We start from the raw sequence: 25279 nt of genomic DNA, 5'->3' as shown, positions 1-25279 counted from the left end.
ATTGACGTTGTAGTTTTAGTATTTTAAGATGGTGCGGTTTGCACAAAAAGATGTTATGAAAAGATTATTAGTTACCCTCATATTTTTAGTGAGTGTGGTTGTTACTGCACAAAATGAAGCATCCTATTGGTATTTTGGTCAAAATGCCGGTTTAAGATTTGACAGTCAAACAGGTAATGTAGAGGCCATAACAGACGGTCAAATAAATACATTAGAGGGTTGTACTTCAATTTCTGATTCTGACGGAAATTTACTTTTCTATTCTGACGGTATTACTGTTTGGAATAGAAACCATCAAATAATGCTAAATGGTACAAGTCTAAAAGGAGATCCTTCGAGTACGTCGTCTGGGGTTATTGTACCTAAACCCCAAGATCCCAATTTCTATTACATATTTACAGTAGATGAACCCCATCATTTCAACACTTCAAGTTTCCCAAACGAGGTTGATGGTGATGGTATCAATGATGGTTTAATGTATTCACAAGTTAACATGTTAGATGATAACGGACTCGGTGCTGTGGATAATACTTTAAAAAATGTTCAATTGGTTACTTATGACCAAACAAATCCATTAGCAACAGAACTTAAATGCTCAGAAAAGATTACTGCTGTTAAGGCTGATGATTGTTTTTCATTTTGGGTAATTACCCATTTTGGTGATACCTTTTACGCCTTCAAAATTGACGACAATGGTGTTGACCCTAATCCTGTAACTTCTACAGTTGGACCATACATACCGCTTGAAGGTTATCGCAGAAATGCTTTAGGTTATCTTAAGGCTTCACCTGATGGAAGTAAATTGGTTATTGCAAACTTTGGAGAATCTACAACATTAAGTGGTGATGCTGGTGGCAGTATTGTGTTATTTGATTTTGATAATGATACAGGTATTGTCTCAAACCCGCTAGAACTATACAGTGCACAAAATAATAATAGCCCTTATGGTGTTGAGTTTTCAGCTGAAAATAGAAAAGTATATGCAACAATCGGTATAGGCCCAGCAGGTAATGGAGCAAGTCAACTATTGCAATGGGATTTGGAGGCATTTGATATACCTTCTACAGCAACTGTAGTACACACATCAAATTCTTTAAGTGCTGGCGCATTACAACTTGGAATAGATAGACGAATCTATCGAGCACAGGTAGATTTTAGTAACTTTAATAATTCGGGGCAATATATAGGGATCATTGAAAACCCAGAAGATGATGGTCCTAACGTTATTTATAATGAACAAGGAATTTTATTAAATATTGGTGGACCACCAAATAATCTGAGTAGAATTGGTTTACCACCTTTTATTCAGTCTCTATTTAACTCTCAGGTTGATATAATAAAAAATGGTGAGAGTACCACTGAATTAAGTTTGTGCGTAGGTGACTCTTATACGTTAAGAGCAGATGATATTCCAGGGGCAGATTATGCATGGACGAAAGATGGTGTTCCTCTAACAGAAACTACTTTTGAGTTATTTATAAACACTCCTGGTTTTTATGAAGTTTTTGTAGAACCAAATAATGGAGATTGTCCTATTGAAGGTAATGCTATTGTTGGGATTTTTGATATACCTGTTGCTAATCCCCTTACAGATATTGAGATTTGTGATGACGCCAATAATGATGATGTGTTTGATAGTTTTGATTTTACAAATAAGAATGGTGAAGCATTACTAACACAAGACTCGAATCAATATAATGTCAGTTATTTTGAGACATTGCTTGATGCTGAAAATAACCAAAACGAGATCACATTCCCTTATAGCAATTCATTAAATCCACAACCAATATTTGTTCGTGTAGATAATGTTGACAACCCAAATTGTTTCGACATTAACTCATTTCAAGTGACAGTTTTTGACACTCCATCACTAACACAACTAAATACCATTGAATTTTGTGATAATGAAGGTGATCAAACAGATGGCATAGCGACTATAGACTTTAATGATTACATACCAACTTTACGTGGTACGCAAAGCGCATCCGAAACGAACATAACGTTTCATCTTACGCAAGATGACGCAGATAATAATGCCTTTGCACTACCGCTTTTATACACAACAACAGATGCAACAATATTTGTTAGATTAGAAAATACGCTAAAAACAGATTGTTTCAACACTAGTAGTTTTGACATTGAAATCAACGAAATACCAATCGCCAATAATGTATCATTAATTCAATGCGATGAAGACGGTATTCCTGAAGGTTTTACAACATTTAATCTTACAGAAGCTTATGGAGTTATCACTGACAGCGATCCTGACGCTTCCGTAACCTATTACCTTTCGCAAGATGATGCTCAAAATGATAACAATGCAATCGACCCTAATGTTTTTGATAATTTCTTAAATCCACAAATCCTTTACACTAGAGTGACTAACACCAATACTGGCTGTATCAATTTCTCTGAGTTATCTCTAGAGGTTAGTACAACAGCTTCTAACAATGCTAGTTTATCGCAATGTGATGACGATGGTACTGAAGATGGTTTTGCATCGTTTAATCTAAATGATGCTAATACCATTGTGCTTGCTGGTTCACCAGCTGGCTTAGATCTCAATTATTACGAAACTTATGATGATGCACTTCTTGAAATCAATCCTCTTGGGGCTACATTCACTAATACAGTGCCTTATAACCAAACTATATATGCACGTGTTGAAAATGATAATGCATGTTTTGGTATCAGTGAAATCGAATTAACTGTTTTTGAACTACCTCAGATTGAAACACAGTTTGAAACCTTATATTGTCTTAATAATTCAACTGAAACTATCATCTTAGATGCTGGCCTAATAAATGACCTACCAAACAATTATACTTTTGAATGGTCTACAGGTGAAACCACTTCAACTATAGAAGTCAATGTACCAGGCACATATACCGTAAGAGTATTTAATACAGATGGGTGTTTTAAAGACAGAACAATTAATGTATTACCTTCTAATATCGCTACAATTACTGATATTGAAGTGGTTGATGCTTCTCAAAACAACACTATAACTGTTTTTGTTTCTGGTGAAGGTGATTACGAATTTGCTCTCGATAATATTAATGGCCCGTACCAAGACAGCAATATTTTTCTAGATGTACTACCTGGATTATACACAGTATTTGTTAGAGATAAAAATGATTGTGGTATTGTAGATGAACTTGTATCAGTTATTGGGTTTCCAAAATTCTTTACACCAAATGGTGATGATGAAAATGAGTTCTGGCAAGTAAAGGGTATCAGTGACCAATTTCAAGCCAATTCTAAAATCCTTATTTTTGACCGTTACGGTAAACTCTTGATAGAACTTGACCCTTTAAGTACTGGTTGGGATGGCACATATAACGGAGCTACTATGCCTGCTAGTGATTACTGGTTTCAAGTTAAACTGCAAGATGGCCGAACTTTTACCAGTCACTTTGCACTTAAACGATGAGAATCTTTCGTAAACAATTAGTATTATTTTTATTACTGTTCGGCCTTTCTTCATGGGTTTTTAGTCAAGAACCTAATGATTGTGTTAACGCCATAACAATTTGTGGTAATTCTAGTTTCACTTTTGATGTTAATGGTGAAGGAGTTGAAGAAGTTCAAGGACTAAGCACTTGTCAAAGTGGTGAAAACAATAGTATTTGGTTTGAACTTACTATTGAGACATCAGGTACTTTAGCTTTCACATTAACACCAAGTAGTTCAGCCATAACAGAAGATTATGATTTCTTTCTTTTTGGTCCTAATGCCACTTGTGATAATTTAGGGCAAACCATAAGATGCTCAACAACCAATCCTGCTGCTGCTGGTCAAGGCAATAACTTAACAGGAATGAGTCCTAGCGACCCTGATCCGAATGAAGGTCCTGGAGCTGACGGTGATAGCTTTGTAAGTGACCTAGATGTTGTAGCCGGTGAAACATTTTTTTTAGTTATAGATAGACCAGTCGGCAACAGTCCTTTTTTGTTAGAATGGACAGGTACTGCCACCTTTCCAGATAATCCAATTAATCCTTTATTACCAAATCCAAATGTGCCTGAAATGACAGATTTAGATTTGTGCGATAGTGTAGCACCTTTCGATGATGCAATAACAGAAATTGATCTTACAGATATTTCTCAAGGCATTAGTAATGGTCAAAACAATATTGATGTTAGTTTTCATAATTCAGAAAGTGATGCTATCATTAATATCAATCCTCTTGGAGACGTATTCACAAGTTTTTTTTTGACTCAAATCGTTTTTATTAGAATACAAAACTCAGTGTCTGGATGTTTTATTATAAATAGAATGACTATTAATGTCACCTCCCTCAATAATTTCAATAATCCAACAGCCTACTTGGTTTGTGATGACGATTCCGATGGGGATAATCAAAACGGTTTAGCAACCTTTGATTTTAATACAAAAAGCGAAGAAATTGTTAATGGCATTTCAGGAGCAAATTTAAATATCAGTTATTATTTAAGTCAAACCGATGCTGAACAAAACAATAATCCATTACCTAGTATTTACAATAATCCAACTCCAAATCCTATTGAGATTTTTGTAAGGATAGAGGATTTAGATTTGGGATGTATTGGGTTTACATCATTTAACATAGAGGTTGAAGCGATTCCAGTGGCTAATGGCGTTACACTTCTACAATGCGATGAAGATGGTATTCCTGAAGGTTTTACAACATTTAATCTCACAGAAGCTTATGGAGATATCACTGACAACAATCCTGACTCCACCGTAAACTTTTACCTTTCACAAGATGATGCGCAAAATGATAGTAATGCAATCGACCCTAATGTTTTTAATAATTTCTTAAATCCACAGATCCTTTACACTAGAGTGACTAACACCAATACTGGCTGTATCAATTTCTCTGAGTTATCTCTAGAGGTTAGTACAACAGCTTCTAACAATGCTAGTTTATCGCAATGTGATGACGATGGTACTGAAGATGGTTTTGCATCGTTTAATCTAAATGATGCTAATACCATTGTGCTTGCTGGTTCACCAGCTGGCTTAGATCTCAATTATTACGAAACTTATGATGATGCACTTCTTGAAATCAATCCTCTTGGGGCTACATTCACTAATACAGTGCCTTATAACCAAACTATATATGCACGTGTTGAAAATGATAATGCATGTTTTGGTATCAGTGAAATCGAATTAACTGTTTTTGAACTACCTCAGATTGAAACACAGTTTGAAACCTTATATTGTCTTAATAATTCAACTGAAACTATCATCTTAGATGCTGGCCTAATAAATGACCTACCAAACAATTATACTTTTGAATGGTCTACAGGTGAAACCACTTCAACTATAGAAGTCAATGTACCAGGCACATATACCGTAAGAGTATTTAATACAGATGGGTGTTTTAAAGACAGAACAATTAATGTATTACCTTCTAATATCGCTACAATTACTGATATTGAAGTGGTTGATGCTTCTCAAAACAACACTATAACTGTTTTTGTTTCTGGTGAAGGTGATTACGAATTTGCTCTCGATAATATTAATGGCCCGTACCAAGACAGCAATATTTTTCTAGATGTACTACCTGGATTATACACAGTATTTGTTAGAGATAAAAATGATTGTGGTATTGTAGATGAACTTGTATCAGTTATTGGGTTTCCAAAATTCTTTACACCAAATGGTGATGATGAAAATGAGTTCTGGCAAGTAAAGGGTATCAGTGACCAATTTCAAGCCAATTCTAAAATCCTTATTTTTGACCGTTACGGTAAACTCTTGATAGAACTTGACCCTTTAAGTACTGGTTGGGATGGCACATATAACGGAGCTACTATGCCTGCTAGTGATTACTGGTTTCAAGTTAAACTGCAAGATGGCCGAACTTTTACCAGTCACTTTGCACTGAAGAGATAAAAAATTGTATTTTAGGTTTTTACAAGCCCTATTTTTGAAACAACTAAAATACATATTACTTTTTTTTACAGCTTCTCTTTCAATATCAGTATCTTCTCAAGACATTGATTTATTTGCGCAATTTAATGGTAGATACGATTATACTGCAATTGGAAACACTCTTAATCCTAATGAAAATAACGTCTCAAGCTTCTGTAGTGTTTTAAATGCTTCAAGCGCAAATTTGAACGTAGATCCAAGCAACCAAATTATCAAAGCCTATTTATATTGGGCAGGTTCAGGACCTGGTGATAGTCAAGTTTCACTTAATAGTATTCCAATAATAGCTGATGATACTTATACGGTAACATATACCGATATTTTCAGTGGAGAATTAATTTATTTTTCATGCTATGCCGATATTACTAATCTAATTTTAAATGAAGGCAATGGCACTTATCAGTTATCAGATATTGACATCAACTCAACCCTATTATCAAACTCTGGCTATTGCAATAACAGGACAAACTTTGGTGGTTGGAGCATCTATGTTATTTACGAAAACAATTCACTTCCTCTAAATCAAATCAACTTATATCAAGGGTTAGAAATCATCAATAGAAATGAACAAGAAAAGGAAATAACGCTAACCAATGTAAATGTTTTAGATAACCAAGGTGCTAAAATTGGCTTTTTAGCTTGGGAAGGAGACAATAACCTCAACTTTGGTGAATCGCTATCAATCAATGATAATATCATTTCTAATCCACCATTGAATCTTGCTGATAATGCTTTCAATGGCACAAATACTTTTACGAATTCAAGCAATTTTTATAATGCAGATTTAGATGTTTACGACATAGAAAATAATATAAATATTGGCGATACATCAGTATCTATAAAACTAACAACTGGTGACTTCGGACCAGATGGCATATTTAGAGCAGATCTCATAATAATTAATAATATCATCACAGTTCTTAATAGTCAATTACCCGACGCTACAATTGCTGCGATTGACTATACAGTGAATTGTGGTGAAAATAATGTTGACATAGATTATACGGTAAGTAACGTAAATAGCACAGCGCTTTTGCCAGCAAATACACCAATTGCCTTTTATGTTGATGGTGCATTAGTTGGGCAAAGTCAAATAGTTAATGATATCCCTATTGGAGGAAGTGAGACAAACACTGCTACCATTGTGGTACCCGAAACTTCAGACTCATTAATTTTAGTATTACTCAGTGTTGATGATGACGGCACCATGGCGAGTATTATACCAGAAATAAATGAAGAGAATAATTTAGAGATTCTAGAAGTTGAATTATTAGTGATACCAGATATAATAACATTGCCAAGTTTATTGGAATGTAACGAAGGTTTTGAAACTGGGACATATAATTTATTTGAAGCCCTTTCAGATATTGAATTTATTGAAGAAGACATTTCATTTTACACAAGAATTGAAGATTTAGAAGATACATCTAATGAAATATTAATTCCTACATCTTACAATAATGCCGTAAATCCTCAAACCATATATATCCGTAAGGAAAACGCCCCATGCTATGAGATTTTTCAATTTAACCTCAATATAGAAAACTGTCCGCCTTATGTTCCACAAGGATTTTCGCCTAATGAAGATAGTTATAATGATTGGTTTAATATTCAAAGACTATATAATGTTTTTATTGATCACGAACTAAAAATTTACAATCGTTTAGGTACTTTAATTTTTGAAGGCGATAACGAAAAACCTTGGGATGGAAAAGTGAATAGAGGAATTAACAACCATGGCAAAACTGTTCCAATAGGAACTTATTTCTACATTTTAAATCTAAATGACCCTAATTACCTACCGATGACAGGTTGGGTCTATGTCAATTACTAAGTTAAACATACATTCATAATTTTCTTATCATTTGATATAAAACGTTAATATTAATTGTATTTCGTCGTATTTTTTTGTTTTTCATCTATAATAATTCTAATTTCGACCATATTTGAAATTAACAACGAGTTAGCCCCAAACTAATTATTAGTTGACAATTTTAAACTTAACCTACTATCTATGGATTATGTAAAACATTCCCTCAGGCTAATGTTCTGTTTTATTTGTTGTGCTTCATACGCTCAACAAATAACCGTTGACAATAGTATTTCCCCTCAAGATTTAATTGAAAATACTTTAATACAAGGATGTGTTGAAGTCTCAAATATAACATCTTCATATAATGGTAGTGCAATTGGTATAGGAAGCTTTGGTTACTTTGATAGTGCTGCTTCTAATTTTCCCTTTCAAAACGGAATTGTATTGTCTACTGGTGATGCGAGTGCTGCAGGTAATGGTTTAACCAATTTAATTCTAAACGATGGTGACGATAGTTGGGTAACAGATCCAGATATAGAACAAGCTTTGGGTATTACAGGAACTTTAAATGCAACTTCTTTAGAATTCAACTTTGTATCCATCTCAAACCAAATACAGTTTAGCTACATACTAGCCTCAGAAGAATACTTCGGAAATTTCCCTTGTAATTATTCAGACGGTTTCGCTTTTTTGATTAGAGAAGCTGGCACCGCAGATCCATATACAAACATTGCCGTAATTCCTGGAACATCAACTCCAGTGAATACTAATACCATCCATGATGAAATTGTTGGTTTTTGCCCGGCATCAAATGCACAATACTTTGAAGGTAATAATATTGGCGATACAAACTATAATGGACGCACAACGGTTCTTACAGCAACTGCGGCTATACAACCAAATGTAGAATATCAGATTAAATTAGTAATTGCAGATCAAACGGATGAAAATTACGATTCTGCAGTATTTATTGAAGGAAACAGTTTTAATGCCACAGTAGATTTAGGCGAAGACTTTTCTATGTGTGCCAGCCAATTTACTTTAGATGGTAATATTCAAAATCCAGGCGCAACGTACAGTTGGTATTTTAATAATACGCTTATTCCTGGTGCAAATTTGGCAACATATGACGCAAATCAATCGGGAAATTATAGAGTTGTTATAGATATTCCTCTGTTAGGAACCACTTGTACAATTGAGGATGATATTAATATCACTTTAAATTCTACTCAAACTACTGATCCAATATCAGATTTTGAATTATGTGACGATATCTCAAATGATGGTATAGAGACGTTTGACTTAACAGTTAAGAATAGTGAAGTGCTAGCTTCTGTAATGCCTTCAAATTATACAATTACATATCACCTTTCTTTATCCGATGCTGAAAATGATATGAATAGTATAAACGGACCTATTCAAAACACCTCTAATCCACAAACTGTATATGCAAGAATAGAAGATATTACAAACGGATGTTTGGCCTATGCACCAATTAATCTTGTTGTACATGCATTACCAGTCATCAATAATCCGAGTCCTTTATTAGTCTGTGATGACCAAAACGCGGACGGATTTACCTCCATAGACCTTACACAACAAAATGAAGAAATAATAGGTTTACAAACAGGTCTAGATATTACTTATCACACTTCAGAAACAGATGCTGCAAGTGGTGCCAATCCACTACCTATGCCTTATGTAAATACCAATGCAAATGAAACTGTTTATGTAAGTGTAAGAAATCAACAAACCGGTTGTATCAGTACGACCTCATTAGATATTACTGTACTTGACAATCCTATTATTGATACCGGAAATCATTATATTGATGCCTGTGATACCGATCATGATGGTTGGGCCAGTTTTGATTTAACAACTATAATTGCCGATGTTTTACAAGGTATAACAGATGTTACAGTAACCTTTCATGAAAGTAATGCAGAAGCATTAAATAATGAAAACCCAATTGCTGATGACACGAATTATAATAATATTGTTGCTCAAGAACAGATTGTTTTTATACGAGTAGAAAGTAATACCACTGGTTGTGCTGCTGTTACCCCAATTGAATTGCATACCAACCTATTATTAACTGCAACTAACATTAACGACATTATCGTTTGTGATGAAGATAATGATGGTTCTCAGGAGTTTAATTTCGAGAGTATTGCTGGTACTATTTATCATGAACTTGAAAATATTACCATTACATTCTATGAAACTGAAGCTGAAAGAGACAGTCAGATAAACCCTATTGATCCTTCATCACCATATGATTCGACTAGCAATCCTCAAATAATTTATATTACACTTGAAAGCCCTACATGTTTTGATGTCGCTGAATTTCAATTAATACTCAATCCTATAATTGAGTTTGATCCTGTAGATATGCAACAAGTTTGTGATAGCGATCAAGATGGTTTTACTTCAACAAATCTCTCAATATTTAATGATGTAGTTACCCATGGTGAAAATGGTTATGCTGTGGGATATTTTCTAACTGAAGCAGATGCATCATCAAATTCAAACCAACTACCAAACAATTATACAAATACAACAAATCCATATACATTATACACACGAATCACTTCTGTATCAACGGGTTGTTCTTCAACAAGTTCAATAGAGATAGAAGTTTTACCAGCACCAGAAAGCTCAGTACCAACAGGCATTATAATTTGTGATGCAGACATGGATGGGTTGTCAATTATAGACTTACAAGCTAAAATAAATGAAGTGGTTACTTCAACAGTTGACAGAACCATTACTTTTCATTTAAGTAATTCTGATGCTATAAATGGTCAAAATGCAATTGTAGATATTAATGCCTATGAAGCGAGTACGCAATCTATTTATATAAGAATTGAAAATGACCTTACCGGCTGTCATTCTGTAGAAGTACTTGATATCATTGTAAATACATTACCTTATGTTGGTGATTTAAGTAATTATGTGGATGAGTACATTGTCTGTGAAGATGAAACAGATGGCATTGGTGAGTTTATATTTGAAACTAAAGATACTGAAGCTTTAGATGGCCAGACAGGTAAAACTGTTTCCTATTATTTAACAGAAACAGATGCTATTAATGGTGTCAATGCAATTGACAAAACAAGTACGTATCAGAATATCAGTAATCCACAAATCATTTATGTCAGGATTGAAAACAATACAGATGCTGATTGTTTTACTACATCTTCATTTGAAATAGAGGTTGGTACCAATCCAAATTACAATCAACCAACAAATTGGTTCATTTGTGATGATATTTCGAATGATGGTATTGCTGAGTTTGATTTATCTACTAAAGTTACTGAGATTTCAGCCGGTATACCAGAAACACAAAGTGTCACTTTTTACTTAACAGAAGACGATGCAAGAACAAGTACAAATCCTCTGCCATTACAATTTTCAAACACTGTTAATCCACAAGAAATTTATGTGCAAGTAGATAATGGTACTATTTGTAATTCTATAACATCTTTTGTGTTAAACGTTATCCAAATCCCAGATGTAAATACATTGGATCAATTAGTACAATGCGACGTTGATTATGATGGCTTGGTGAATTGGGATTTAACCGTTGCTGAGATTGAAATACTAGATGTTAGACAAGAAAACACCGAAGTTTCATACTACGAAACTGTAGAAGATCTTGAGGCAGGAATTAATGCCATTACAGACCCTGAAAATTTCACCAACATCTCAAATCCTCAAACAGTTTATGTAAAAGTGCATAATACTGTAAGTGATTGTTTCGCCAATATTCCTGTAGATTTAGTTGTTAATGTTCCACCAGCAATCAACACTTTTGGAACTTATGAAATATGTGACAATCCAAATAGCGTATTCAATCTAAACGATATTGATACTGTCATAGTTGATAATAGCACTAATGTCTTATTAAGTTATCACACTTCATACTCAGACGCTGAAACTAATAGTAATGCACTTGCAGCATCCTACACATATAACAGTAATAATGATAATATATTCGCAAGAATTGAAGACGCTACATCTGGCTGTTTTTATGTGTATGAATTTACATTGCAGATAAATCCGTTACCGGTCGCAAATCAGCCTAACGACATGCAAGCGTGTGATGACGAATCTAATAATGGTTTTGAAGCATTCGATTTAGAATCACAGACTTTAACTGTTCTAGGTAGTCAGAATTCAACTGATTATACAGTGACATATCACCTCAATGAACAGCAGGCAAATAATGACACAAATCCATTGGCTTCATCGTTCTCAGCAAGCACAAATACTGAAATTACAGTAAGAATAGAGAACAATGAAACCGGCTGTTATAGTCTAACGAGTTTCTTCTTAAGGGTTAATCCATTTCCTAACACACCACAACCTATTTTAGAATGCGATAGTAATTATGATGGAATAACTGTATTTGATTTGACAACTGCAGAAAATGATCTATTTCAGTCAGATCCTACAAATGAAGTAATAACATATTTCGAGAGTATAACAGATTTAGAATCAAACACAAATCCTATATCCAATCCTGATACATATACAAACCTGAGTAATCCTCAAACGGTATACGTCAAAGTCTATAATACAGTAGGTGATTGTTATAGACATGTACCAATAGAATTAAATGCAAATTTACCACCAGTTGTAAATGATATTCAAGTTTTTAATGCCTGTGAAAACGACAATTCTAGCGTAGATTTAACTAGTATCAACAACGCATTAGTTGACACAGATTATAACGTTTTATTCAGCTATTATACTACCGAAAACGATGCGTTATTAAATCAGAATGCCCTAAATACAAATTACTTGTATACCTCAACGATAGAATCTCTATATGCACGTGTTGAATTTAGTACTACACATTGTTTCTTCGTATATCCATTCACTCTGCGCATTAATCCGTTACCAGTAGCAAATCAACCTAATGACCTTATCGCGTGTGATGATGATTATGATGGACAAGTGGAATTTAATCTTAATCAACAAAATCAAAATATTTTAAATGGCCAAAGTGCAACACTATTTAGCGTAAGCTATCACAATACTCAAGAGGAAGCAGATAATGGTGAATTTCCTTTAGCTCAGAATTACGTCGCTTATGATGGTGAAACCATATTTGCACGAGTAATTAATAATTCAACAGGCTGTCATAACACAACACAGTTTTCAATTGTTGTAAATCCATTACCTTTCTTAGATATAGAGGATCAAGTAATTTGCTTAGATCATGGCCCATTATTGGTTTCGGCTAATACAAATATAATATCCGATGAATACCTATGGTCAACAGGTGAGACCACGCCAGAAATTGAAATTACTGATGTTGGTTCTTATTGGGTAAGCGTTACAACTGAGTTTGGTTGTGAAGTTTCACAAAACTTTGAAGTATCTGAATCTGAGGCAGCAACTATAGAAGCTACTGAAATTATAGATTTCTCAGACCCTAATAATATCACAGTAACAATAAGTGGAATTGGAAATTACTTATATCAACTAGATAATGGTGAACCGCAAGAATCAAATATTTTTGAAAATGTAGCCATGGGTTATCATACAGTCAGGATAATAGACCTTAACGGTTGTTCTGAAGTCACTAGAGAAGTCCTTGTTATTGATATTCCTAAACACTTATCACCAAATGGAGATGGTCAATTTGATACTTGGCACATTGTAGGTGTAGAAACTTTACCAGGAACAATAATTCACATCTTTGATCGTTATGGCAAGCATTTAACTACCTTAAAACACGATACCCCAGGTTGGGACGGTACATTTAATGGTTTTAAACTACCAGCTAGTGATTACTGGTTTACTGCATTGGTACAAAGAGGTACACAATCTTTTGAGGTAAAAGGACATTTTGCATTGAGAAGATAGTTTTAAAAAATAAGATTATCTACCACTTACCTACTTTTTCATATCTTTGGAGATTAGAGGTTCCTTGTACTTGCAAGGACTTCAAAAAAAGCAATGATAAAGAAGGGCATACATATACTTACATGCATTATACTGCATATAAGCATAGTTAATGCACAACAGATTACTACAGATGGGACTCAAACACCTGAGGAACTCATTCAAAATGTTGTTGGAAATAACTGTGCGGTAACTAGTAATGCTATTTCTCAGTTTAATGGTGACATTAACAATATTCCAAGTTACGGTAGTTTTAATAATAACAATTCTAATTTCCCATTAGAAAGTGGTTTTATATTATCTACTGGTCGCGTGAGTAATGCAGGCAATAGTGTAAACCCTAGCGATTTAAGTGATGGTGAATTAAATTGGGAAACTGATCCAGACATCTTAGAATTTGTTGGTGTGGATCAAACCTTAAATGCTACTTCGCTTCAATTTGATTTAGTTTCAGTTAATGATTTTCTGGCCTTTAAATATGTTTTTGCATCAGATGAATACCAACAAGAATATCCGTGTAATTTTAGAGATGTCTTTGCCATATTAGTGAGAAGAACCAACAGTACAGATCCCTTTGTAAACATTGCTACTATTCCAGATTCAGATATTGAAATAAGTACCAACACCATTCATCCTGAAATAACAGGATTTTGTGAAGCCAATAACGAACAATTTTTTGAAGGTTATAATATCGGTAGTACAAACTTTAATGGACATACCACTGCACTAACCGCGCAAACAAATATAATACCCGGAGAAACATACACAGTTAAATTTATTATTGCAGATCACATTGACCAACGGTTTGACTCTGCGGTATTCATTGAAGCAGAAAGCTTTGGTGGCGCTATAGATTTAGGTCCAGACCAATCTGTTTGTGGTACTGATTTGTTATTAGACGCAAATATTGATAACCCAGATGCTACTTATCAGTGGTTTTTGAACAATAATGTAGTCACAGGTGAAAACAATGCAGTATTACAGGTTAGTGATACTGGAACATATAGAGTAGAAATCTCGCTACCATTTGATAGTGGTAGCTGTATACTCTCTGACGAAATAGATGTAGAAGTTATCCCTTTTCAACCTACTCAACCCATTAATGACCTCATTGTATGTGATCCAACACCTGAAGATGGCACCTTTGATTTTGATTTTCCATTTCTAATGGATGACGAGATATATGCACAGCTTCCTTCTACAAATTATGACATAAGCTATCATTTGTCAGAAGATGATGCTTTAGATAATAATAACCCTATTTCTGGAATATATCAGAATTCTAATGATGAAGAAACAATTTTTGTTAGAATTGAAAGTTTTGATGGAAGTTGTTTACAAATCGGCAGTTTTGATCTTTCTATTACCTCACCGCCAAATATTACGACATTAAATTTTTTCTTGGATATCTGCTTTGACCAAATCACAGATGTCGGCATTACAGAACTCAATCAATTTGATGTTGTGATGTCTAACAGTGAACTTAATAGAGTCGTAACGTACTATATGACAGAAGAAGATGCCATAAATAGGATTAATGCCATAGATGATTTTCCCGACTTCAACTTACAACCACCAAGACTTGTCGCAAGAGTTGAGGTTGTAGGTGCCACCGATGATTGCTTTTCGCTTGCTTACCTAAATTTTAATTATTTATCACCACCAGAACTTGGTGTAGATCAATTAGTCTTGAGTGCATGTGAAGACCCGGAATATTCTGAAGTTATAGCTGGTACATTAAATAACTATGACAATGTTCCTGTGACCTTTGATATTGAAGCTTATTTTGATTACATAGAAAATACGTTGTTTCCAGGATCTACGGTTAGTACCTTAGAATTGTATGGTTTGGGTAATCCTAGATCATTAACTTTGACAAATAACAACTCGTTTACCATGAGATTGGGCATTGCTTTTGAGAATGCCAATTGTCAAAGAGAAATACCTCTAATTGTACATAAAAACCTTTTGTTCAATGTTATTGGAAATGATAGTGAGTTTTTTCTTTGCGATGATCCATCAGGTGATGGTATTGTTGATTTTAACTTAGAAAATGTAGCAGACGATCTTAAAAATGGTTATAATAATATTCAAATTCAGTTTTATCTAACTGAAAACGATAGAGACTTAGGACTTAGTCCTTTAGACCAAACTTTACCAATCACGGTTACAAATGAACAGACGTTATATATAAGATCTAATTTTGAAGATTGCCAATTTGACACGGAAGTAACATTAAAGATAAATCCACCTCTTATTGTTACTGATTTTCAGTACGACTATTGTGGTTTTACTAATACGATCACCAATGCGACTAGCATCGTTTTAGAACCTATTAGACAAAATATTATTAATGATGTTAGTTTACCTGCCTCGGTAGAATTTTATGAAAGTCCAGAGGATGCCGAACTGCAAACCAATATCATTTCTGAAGATATTTATGAGTTAAATTTAGGGCAAGAATTATATGTTCGAGTTACTAACTTACTGACTGAATGTTTTGATGTCGCAGCAGTGCAACTTAATATTGCTTCATTACTTAACGATTTTAATCCTGAGCCAATTATTGTTTGTGATGAAGATCAAAATCTTGTAGCTACAGTTAATTTAGAAACCGTATTGGATAACATTAATATTGACACCAGTAATATCAGCTTTACATTCCACAACACATTTGAAAATGCCTCAAGTGAATTCTTTGAATTTTTATCAATATCTAGTCCAGACAATTACAATACAACAAGTTCTGAAATCTTCTTACGAGTAGGACTAGATGGATCTAATTGCTACACCGTATTTAATTTTGATGTTCTAATATATGCAGATCCGCAATTAGACGAAATCAATAGTTATATAAATTGTGAAGACAATCCTAACCAACCTTCAGATTTCTTTTTCGAAAGTAGAAATACCGAAATAATTGACGGTCAAGAAGGTATGCAAGTACTTTATTTTGAAACCGAACTCGACGCAACCACAAGACAAAACCCTATTGATCAAACTATTGCTTATCAAAACACAAGTAATCCACAAATCATATATGTACGATTAGAAAATGAAATTGAAAACGGCTGTTTCAAAATCGTACCGATGCAAATCGAAGTTAGACAATCACCTGACTATAACCCACCATCAGATGTTTTTGAATGCGACATCTTTAATAATGGACTTGTAACTACAGACTTAAGCAGTAAAGTTGATGAAATTATAGTTGGCAGCACTACTCCACTTAATGTATCATTTCACTTATCACCTTTAAATGCTAATCTGGGCACAAATGCCATACCATTAAATTTTAATGCTAGTAGTAATCCTCAATTATTATATGCAAGAATAGAGAATTCAGATACTGAGTGTTATAATGTGGAGACCTTTACATTAAACGTCTTGTCATTACCAGAAGTCAATACTAACCAATCTTTAGTTGCATGTGGTGATAATTATAATACCAACTTAGAATGGGACTTAACAGATATTGAACTCGATATATTGGATGGTAGACAATACAATATTGCATTCGCCTATTATAATAGCTTTATCGATGCTGAAACAAACTCAAACGAAATCGAATCACCTACTAATTATATTAATACAGTTGAAAATGAATCCATTTTCCTGAAAGTAGAAAATCTAACCACTGGATGTTATTCAATTGTTTCTTTTAGTTTAATTATTAATCCAGCCCCTCAAATTAATCCAATAGAAACTTTTGAAATATGTGATACGGTAGATAATACTTTTGACTTGAGTGAAATTAATTCTGCACTACTTGATGTTCCCTTTAATGTTATTGTGAGTTACTATACCAATGCAACTGATGCTGAGGCTGGTTTAAATCCTTTGAATGATATATTTACTTATACTAGCGACATTCAATCTTTAGTTGTTAGGGCAGAGTTTAGTACAACTGGATGCTTCGCAACCCATCCATTTGAACTTGTGGTTTTAGAACCACCTGTTGCAACCCAACCTGATGATATTATTTTGTGTGATGATAATAATGATGGATTTTTAGAAGTCAATCTTTCAAATCAAAATGAAAATATACTCAATGATCTTAATCCTGAAGAATTTAGTGTCACATATTTCAATATTGAAGAAAACGCTAACAATAACATAATAGCACTCGATGAAATATATAATGCTTTTAATGGACAAACCATTTTTGCTAGACTAGAGGATATTAACACAGGATGTTTTGATATTACAGAATTCAATGTTATCATTAATCCTTTACCAGAAGTCATAATTGAGGATCAATTAATTTGTTTAGACAACTTACCACTTGTAGTATCTGCGTACACTGGTAATAATTCGGACTCCTATGTTTGGTCAACAAATGAGATTTCATCAAATATTGAAATTATAGAAGCTGGAAGCTACAGCGTTACAATAACCAATGAATTTGGTTGTTCAAGTACTTCCTCCTTTAATGTTACAGAATCAGAGTCAGCTAACATTGATGTGGTTGAAACAATCGATTTCTCAGACCCAAACAACATTATATTGACAGTAAGTGGTATTGGCGACTACTTATACCAATTGAATGATTTGATTCCTCAAGAATCAAATGTATTTAATAATGTTCCTATTGGTTATAATACTATTACTATAACAGACATTAATGGGTGTGCTCAAACTACAAGAGAAGTCTTAGTCCTCGATACCCCAAAACACATGACGCCTAATGGTGACGGTGATTTTGATCAGTGGCATATTGCCGGTGTTGAGACATTACCTGGTACAGTGATTCATATATTTGATCGATTTGGTAAGTTGCTCACAGTTCTTAAGCACAATACGCCTGGTTGGGACGGCACGTACAACGGTAACAAAATGCCATCAGGAGATTACTGGTATATTGCAGACGTTATCAAGGATGGTGAAAGATTTGAAATTAAAGGCCATTTTGCTCTGAAAAGATAGTAACTCTCAAGTGTTCAACTATTTACAACATGTTGACCCATTAATTTTGTCGGTTAACGTAAAAAATCCCTAGTATTGGGTATTTCTTTTTACTTTTTTCTCTTATAACTTGCATTAGCCCAAACGTGACTAATGTAACCTACTTAATTTCAATTAAATAAGTTATACGTGAAATATAGAATTACAATTACCCAGATTCTTTTTACTATTTTCTCAATAAGTAGTTTTGCCCAACAAATTACTACCGACGACTCACTACCATTAGAACAACTCATTCAAAATAGTTTAGGACAAAATTGTGTTGAAATATCAAATATCAGTTCAACTGTAAATGGAGATGTTAACGGTATTTCTAGCTATGGCTTTTTTGAGCAATCTAATTCTAACTTTCCGTTTCAGAATGGAATTGTTCTCACAACAGGTAATGTTAATTCTGCCGGTAACACGACCAATACAAACTCATTAAACGAAGGCGATAGTAATTGGGGCACGGATATAGATTTAGAAAATGCATTAGGCATTTCAAATACACTTAACGCCACGTCGATTCAATTTAATTTCATCTCTGTAGCCAACCAAATCCAGTTCAATTACTTATTAGCATCAGAGGAATATGAACAAAATTTCCCTTGTTTTTATTCAGATGGCTTTGCCTTCTTAATTAGAGAAGCCAACTCAACAGATCCGTTTACAAATATTGCTTTAATTCCTGGCACCAACATTCCTGTAAACACCAATACCATTCATGATCAAATTGTTGGCCAATGTGCTGCCTCAAATGAACAATATTTTGAAGGCTATAACATAGGTGACACAAACTATAATGGAAGAACTGTAGTAATGACGGCAACCGCATCAATAACCCCAAATGTAGCCTACGAAATAAAACTAGTTATTGCAGATCAAACTGATAATAACTATGATTCTGCGGTTTTTATTGAAGGTAATAGTTTTAATGCTAGTGTAGATTTAGGTCCGGATATTACGACTTGTGGAGAGTCTGTATCCTTAAATGGTGATATACAAAATCCTCTTGCAACCTATCAATGGTATCAAGATGATGTATTAATGAGTGGTGAAAATGCAGCAACATTAAATGCAACATCTTCAGGATCATATAAAGTTGAAATTACTATTCAATTAAATCAAACGTCTTGTGTCATTGAAGATACCGTAGAAATCACGCTGAATTCAGAACAATCTGCAAGTACTATATCTGATTATCTGCTCTGCGATGATGACTCAAATGATGGTGTTGAGGATTTTGATTTGAATACTAAAGACGGAGAGGTACTTTCTTCCGTGCCTTATTCTTCTTCCTACAATATCACTTATCATTACAGTGACGACGATGCTCAAAATAATATGAATCCTATTAGTGGAATCATTGAAAACACAAGTTCACCTCAACAAATATTCGTAAGAATTGAAGATACTTCTAATGGCTGTTTAGCGTATTCTACCTTTAACCTTGTGGTAAATAGCAAACCCGACTTTGTTGAACCAGACCCAATAGTGGTATGTCAAGACGCTACTCAAGAAGATTTTACTTTTGTTGATTTAAATTCGGCAAATGATCAAATATTAGATGGAAATACCAATCTATTTATTAGCTATCATTTTTCTCAACCGGAAGCCGATATGGGTATCAACCCCATTTTCTCACCTTATGCTAATAATAATATTTCTGAATCATTATTTGTAAGAATCTATGATCCAAATACAGGATGTTTTTCAACAACACCAATATCTATTGTATTCCAAAGTGGTCCTCCGATTAGTCCAGATTCTCCATATATTAATATGTGCGAACAAGATTTTGATGGCTTTGAAACCTTCGATCTCACGTCCGTAATAGATAGTATTCTTTTGGGACTGACTGGTGTTACTGTGTCTTATCATGAGTACTTATTTGATGCGCATCAGAATATAAATCCAATTGGTGATCCAGAAAATTATCAAAATTTTGTACCAAATTACCAACAGATCTATGTTAGAGTCCAAGATGACACTACAGGTTGTTATGCAGTAACTGAGATAGATTTATTTTCAAATATTATTCAAACTACATACTCAGCTGAAGCATTTGTAGTATGTGATGATGCAAGTAATGATGGTATTGCAGATTTTGATTTATCAGAAGTTGAAACCGAAATAGAAGATGATTATGATGAGTGGGAAACGACCTTTTATGCCACTGAAGAAGACCGAGCTAATAGTGTTAATCCACTAGACGAAACCGTACCATATATAGTATCTAACAATGGTACAGTAATCTATGCAACAATTATAAGCGATGACTGTACAGAATTTGTTACTGTTACACTTTCTATTTCTGAAGCAGTTGTGTTATCACCTCAAACAGGTGAATATTGTGATGACAGTGTTAATGATGGGTTTACGACTTTATTTATGCCAACATTTAATGAAATCGCTAGCCAAGGTGTAAGCCCTTATAACGTTAAATACTATCTTACAGAGCAAGATGCTCTGAACAACGAGAACATATTACCAGATTATGTCTATAATAGCTCTAATCCTCAAACTTTCTATATCAGAGTTACAAATACCCAATCTGAATGTTATGATGTCTCTACCATAGAGATTAGTGTAGTTGACGCACCAGAAGTGATGTATCCAACAAATATTATTGTTTGTGATGACGACGACGATGGTATATCTACTGTAGACTTAAATTCAAAAATTCCAGAGGTTGTTTCGTCTACCGCAGGCTTTGAGATTTCATTTTATAGTAACTATAATAATTCGCTTGAAGGTATTGACCCAATCGCAGATCCGGCCAATTACACAACATCAACAGATTATATCTACGTAAGAGTAGCTAACGAAACCTCAGGTTGCTACAGTATTTCAGGCTTCTACGTTTATATTAATACGCATCCTGAATTTATACCTATTTCAAATTTTGAAAATTGTGAAGCTGACATTAGTGGCGTTGCAGATTTTTATTTCTATTTGAAAGACCCTGAAATCTTAAATGGACAACCAGATAAATTTGTACGATATTTTGAAACTGAGCAAGACGCTTTAGATGGCACTAATGAAATAAATAAGTATTCTATTTATAACAATACTTCAAGTCCGCAAACCATTTATGTTAGGGTAGAAAACAATACAGATTCAGAATGTTTTGGAACGTCGTCATTTGAGCTAGAAGTTGGTGCATTGCCAATATTTAACCCTGCTGAAAGTATATTTATTTGTGATGATATTTCAAATGATGGTGTAGTTACAGTAGATCTCAATGAAACCATGACAGCCATGGAAACTGGAAGCCCAGAAAGTTTAACGATTACGTTCTACACATCCCAATACAATGCCGAAAACAGTATTAATCCTTTAACCGACTTAAATTTTACTAACACAGTAAATCCTCAACAACTTTTTGCCCGAGTAGATAATGGTACTTATTGCTATGGACTTTCGTCGTTTGAAATCAATGTTATTGCAGCTCCAACTGTATATCCTGCATCACCTCTGGTTGCCTGTGATGACAATTATGACGGCATTTTAACATGGAATCTTACCATTGCTGAACTAGAGATTCTAGATGTAAGACAAGACAATATCGTAGTTTCTTATTTTGAAACGCTTGAAGATCTCGACCTCGATATTAATCAAATTTTAGACCCACAGAATTATACGAACACATCAAACCCACAAACAGTTTATGTGAAAATAAATAATACTATTAGTAATTGTTATGTTCATATACCAGTTGATATTATTGTCAATTTACCGCCAACTGTGAATGATTTTATGACTCATGAAATATGTGATAATTCCGCTTCGAGTTTTGATTTGACAACTATTAATTCAATTGTTACAGATGATACTACAGGTATAGACTTTACCTATCACAATACTGCAAGTGATGCTGAAAATAATCTGGCATCATTAGATACAAATTTTATCTATTCGGCATCATCTCATATTATTTATGTAAGATTAACATATACTGAAACTGGTTGTTATACAACATATCCTTTTGAGCTTATCATCAACCCATTACCTATCGCAAATCAACCAATAGATTTAGAAACATGCGATGACACATCTAATGACGGCTTTGAAGTATTTAACCTTATTTCTCAAAATGCATCTGTACTTCAAAACCAAGATCCAAGTATATTTTTAGTGAGTTATCACAACTCTCAATCAGAAGCAGAATCTGGTGAGAATGCCATACCGGATGATTATAATTCCGGAAATAACGAAATCATTTATGTTAGAGTGGTCAACTCAATTACGGGATGTTTTTCTACAACATCATTTACCACAATTGTGTATCCTGCACCATCATCTGTGAACCCAATAGTTATATGTGATACAGATTACGATGAAATCAACACTTTCAATCTCACAACGGCTGAATCTGAACTATATCCGGTAATGCCAAGTAATGTTATTATTACCTATTTTCAATCATTAGACGATTTGGAGTCAGATGCAAATCCAATAACAGTTCCAGATAACTACACCAATTTAAGCAATCCTCAAACTGTGTTTATAAAGGTATTTAATACTTCAGCAAATTGTTATACTGCTGTTCCTCTTGAATTAAATACGTTGTCACCACCACCAATCAATGAGTTTGAAATTTATGAGATATGTGATAATCCTGATAGCGCTTTTAACCTTAATGAAATAAATACAGTTATCGTTGATGACACAACAAATGTGCTATTGTCTTTTCACTCAAATTATGCTGACGCTGAAACCAATAGCAATGCATTATCAACAGATTACACGTATAGCACTGTAGGCGATATTATATATATAAGAATAGAAGATGCTACAACAGGTTGTTTCTATGTGTATGATTTTACACTACAAATAAATCCATTGCCAATTGCTAACCAACCAAATGATATTGAGGTTTGCGATGATAATTCTAACAACAACCTTGAAAACTTTGATTTAGAGACACAAACCAATACTGTATTAGGAGACCAAAGTGCAGATGGATTTACCGTAACCTATCATTTAAACCTAGAACAAGCCAATAATGATGTTAATCACCTCGGACCAGTTTATACAGCTAGTGATGATACAGAAATCATTGTTAGGATCGAGAACAATGAAACGGGCTGCTATAGTTTAACCAACTTTAATCTCATTATTAATCCTTTTCCTAATGCACCAGAATCTTTATTAGAATGTGACAACGATTATGACGCTATCACTCAATTTGATTTAACATCTGTTGAAGATCAACTTTTTGATAATTTTAATCCGAATGAAGTCATCACCTATTTTGAAACAGTTGAAGATTTAGATAATGACACAAATGCTATAGCAAATCCTGAGAACTATTCAAACTTAAGTAATCCCCAAACGGTTTATATTAAAGTTTTAAACACAATAGGCAACTGTTACAGATACGTACCATTAGAACTAAATGTAAACTTACCTCCAGCTATTAATGATTTCCAAATCCATGATATCTGTGCAAATGATACAAATAGTTTTAATCTTACTACAATCAACGACATTATAGTAGATTCTGATTACAATGTTTTATTCAGCTATTTCTCATCTGAAGATGATGCTATTTCAAATGAAAATGCATTAGACCCTAACTATACATACTCAAGTAATTTAGATACGATTTATGCACGAATTGAATTCAGCACAACCCATTGCTATCATATATATCCGTTTTCACTTAGAGTTAATCCTGTGCCAATAGCCAATCAACCAAGTGATTTGATGACTTGTGATGATGATTTTGACGGTATACAGAATTTTAGCTTCGGATCTCAAACATCAACAATTCTTGGTTCTCAAAATCCATCGGAATTTACAGTGACGTATTTTAACAATTTGCAATCGGCAGAAGAAGGCATTGAGGTAATTTCAAGTTTTACTTATGATGCGTTTGATGGGGAAGTCATTTATGGAAGAGTTGAGAACAATACAACAGGATGCTATACTTTAACTCAGTTTACAACTATTGTTCATCCTAAACCAATAGTAGACATAGAAGATCAAGTGGTTTGTATTGATAACTTACCGTTAATTGTTTCGGCAGAAACCTTCATAACTTCTGACACTTATTTGTGGTCAAATGGTGAAACGACTTCTGAGATCGAAATAACCGCACTTGGCACGTATTCAGTTACTGTTACTTCAGAATTTGGATGTTCTACCACAAGCACATTTGATGTTATAGAATCAGAATCAGCAATGATTGACGTTGTTGAAACCGTTGATTTCTCAGATCCAAATAACATTACTATTACAATTAGTGGCATTGGTAACTATCAATATATTCTGGATGATGGAGATCCACAAGACTCTAACATTTTTGAAAATGTAGCATTAGGTTATCATACCATAACAATTATAGACCTTAATGGATGTGCTGAAGTAACACGAGAAGTTGTGGTTGTTGATGCACCAAAATTCTTTACACCAAATGGCGATTTAGACAACCCGACATGGCACATTGTTGGTATAGAAACGTTGCCTGGTAGTGTTGTTTACATTTTTGATAGATTTGGTAAACTTCTAAAACAATTGGGGTCTAACACAGCAGGTTGGGATGGTACTTATAACGGAAATAATATGCCGGCAAGTGATTATTGGTTTATGGCGGTGATTGAAGGTGGTGAACAATCGTTTGAAGTTAAAGGTCATTTTGCCTTAAAACGTTAATTGATTGGCACTGTTCTTTAT

Annotated in this window: 6 protein-coding genes; all 6 read left to right on the top strand. The window is 34.0% G+C overall.

Annotated elements, in window-relative coordinates:
• Positions 1 to 55 precede the first annotated feature (55 nt).
• The 6 genes from HRU50_RS01170 to HRU50_RS01145 all read left to right on the top strand — a co-directional run bounded on the left by HRU50_RS01170 (position 56) and on the right by HRU50_RS01145 (position 25258).
• On the top strand, positions 56 to 3433 hold the full coding sequence (locus HRU50_RS01170) for a T9SS type B sorting domain-containing protein (protein WP_296347294.1): 3378 nt from the start codon (positions 56 to 58) through the stop codon (positions 3431 to 3433).
• Positions 3430 to 5883, top strand: a complete 2454-nt coding sequence (locus tag HRU50_RS01165) for a T9SS type B sorting domain-containing protein (protein ID WP_296347292.1) — start codon at positions 3430 to 3432, stop codon at positions 5881 to 5883. Before HRU50_RS01170 ends, HRU50_RS01165 begins: the two co-directional genes overlap by 4 nt.
• 34 nt (positions 5884 to 5917) lie before the next feature.
• On the top strand, positions 5918 to 7756 hold the full coding sequence (locus HRU50_RS01160) for a gliding motility-associated C-terminal domain-containing protein (RefSeq protein WP_296347290.1): 1839 nt from the start codon (positions 5918 to 5920) through the stop codon (positions 7754 to 7756).
• A gap of 210 nt (positions 7757 to 7966) precedes the next feature.
• Positions 7967 to 13612 (top strand): T9SS type B sorting domain-containing protein, encoded by a 5646-nt coding sequence (locus HRU50_RS01155; RefSeq protein WP_296347288.1) that lies wholly within the window; start codon positions 7967 to 7969, stop codon positions 13610 to 13612.
• Positions 13613 to 13705: 93 nt separating this feature from the next.
• Positions 13706 to 18577 (top strand): T9SS type B sorting domain-containing protein, encoded by a 4872-nt coding sequence (locus HRU50_RS01150; protein ID WP_296347285.1) that lies wholly within the window; start codon positions 13706 to 13708, stop codon positions 18575 to 18577.
• 168 nt (positions 18578 to 18745) lie between these two features.
• A complete protein-coding gene (locus HRU50_RS01145) occupies positions 18746 to 25258 on the top strand; it encodes a T9SS type B sorting domain-containing protein (protein WP_296347283.1) in 6513 nt (2170 codons plus the stop codon).
• Positions 25259 to 25279: the final 21 nt, after the last annotated feature.

Origin of the sequence: Winogradskyella sp. (assembly GCF_013213835.1) — a bacterium.
Lineage (GTDB): Bacteria > Bacteroidota > Bacteroidia > Flavobacteriales > Flavobacteriaceae > Winogradskyella.
Note: the sequence above shows the minus strand (reverse complement) of the source record. Positions and strands in the feature narration are given on the sequence as shown.

Excerpts from the sequence above, each read along its gene's own strand:
- HRU50_RS01165 (WP_296347292.1), top strand. The coding sequence starts at position 3,430 with ATGAGAATCTTTCGTAAACAATTAGTATTATTTTTATTACTGTTCGGC.
- HRU50_RS01155 (WP_296347288.1), top strand. The coding sequence starts at position 7,967 with ATGTTCTGTTTTATTTGTTGTGCTTCATACGCTCAACAAATAACCGTT.
- HRU50_RS01150 (WP_296347285.1), top strand. The coding sequence starts at position 13,706 with ATGATAAAGAAGGGCATACATATACTTACATGCATTATACTGCATATA.
- HRU50_RS01170 (WP_296347294.1), top strand. The coding sequence starts at position 56 with ATGAAAAGATTATTAGTTACCCTCATATTTTTAGTGAGTGTGGTTGTT.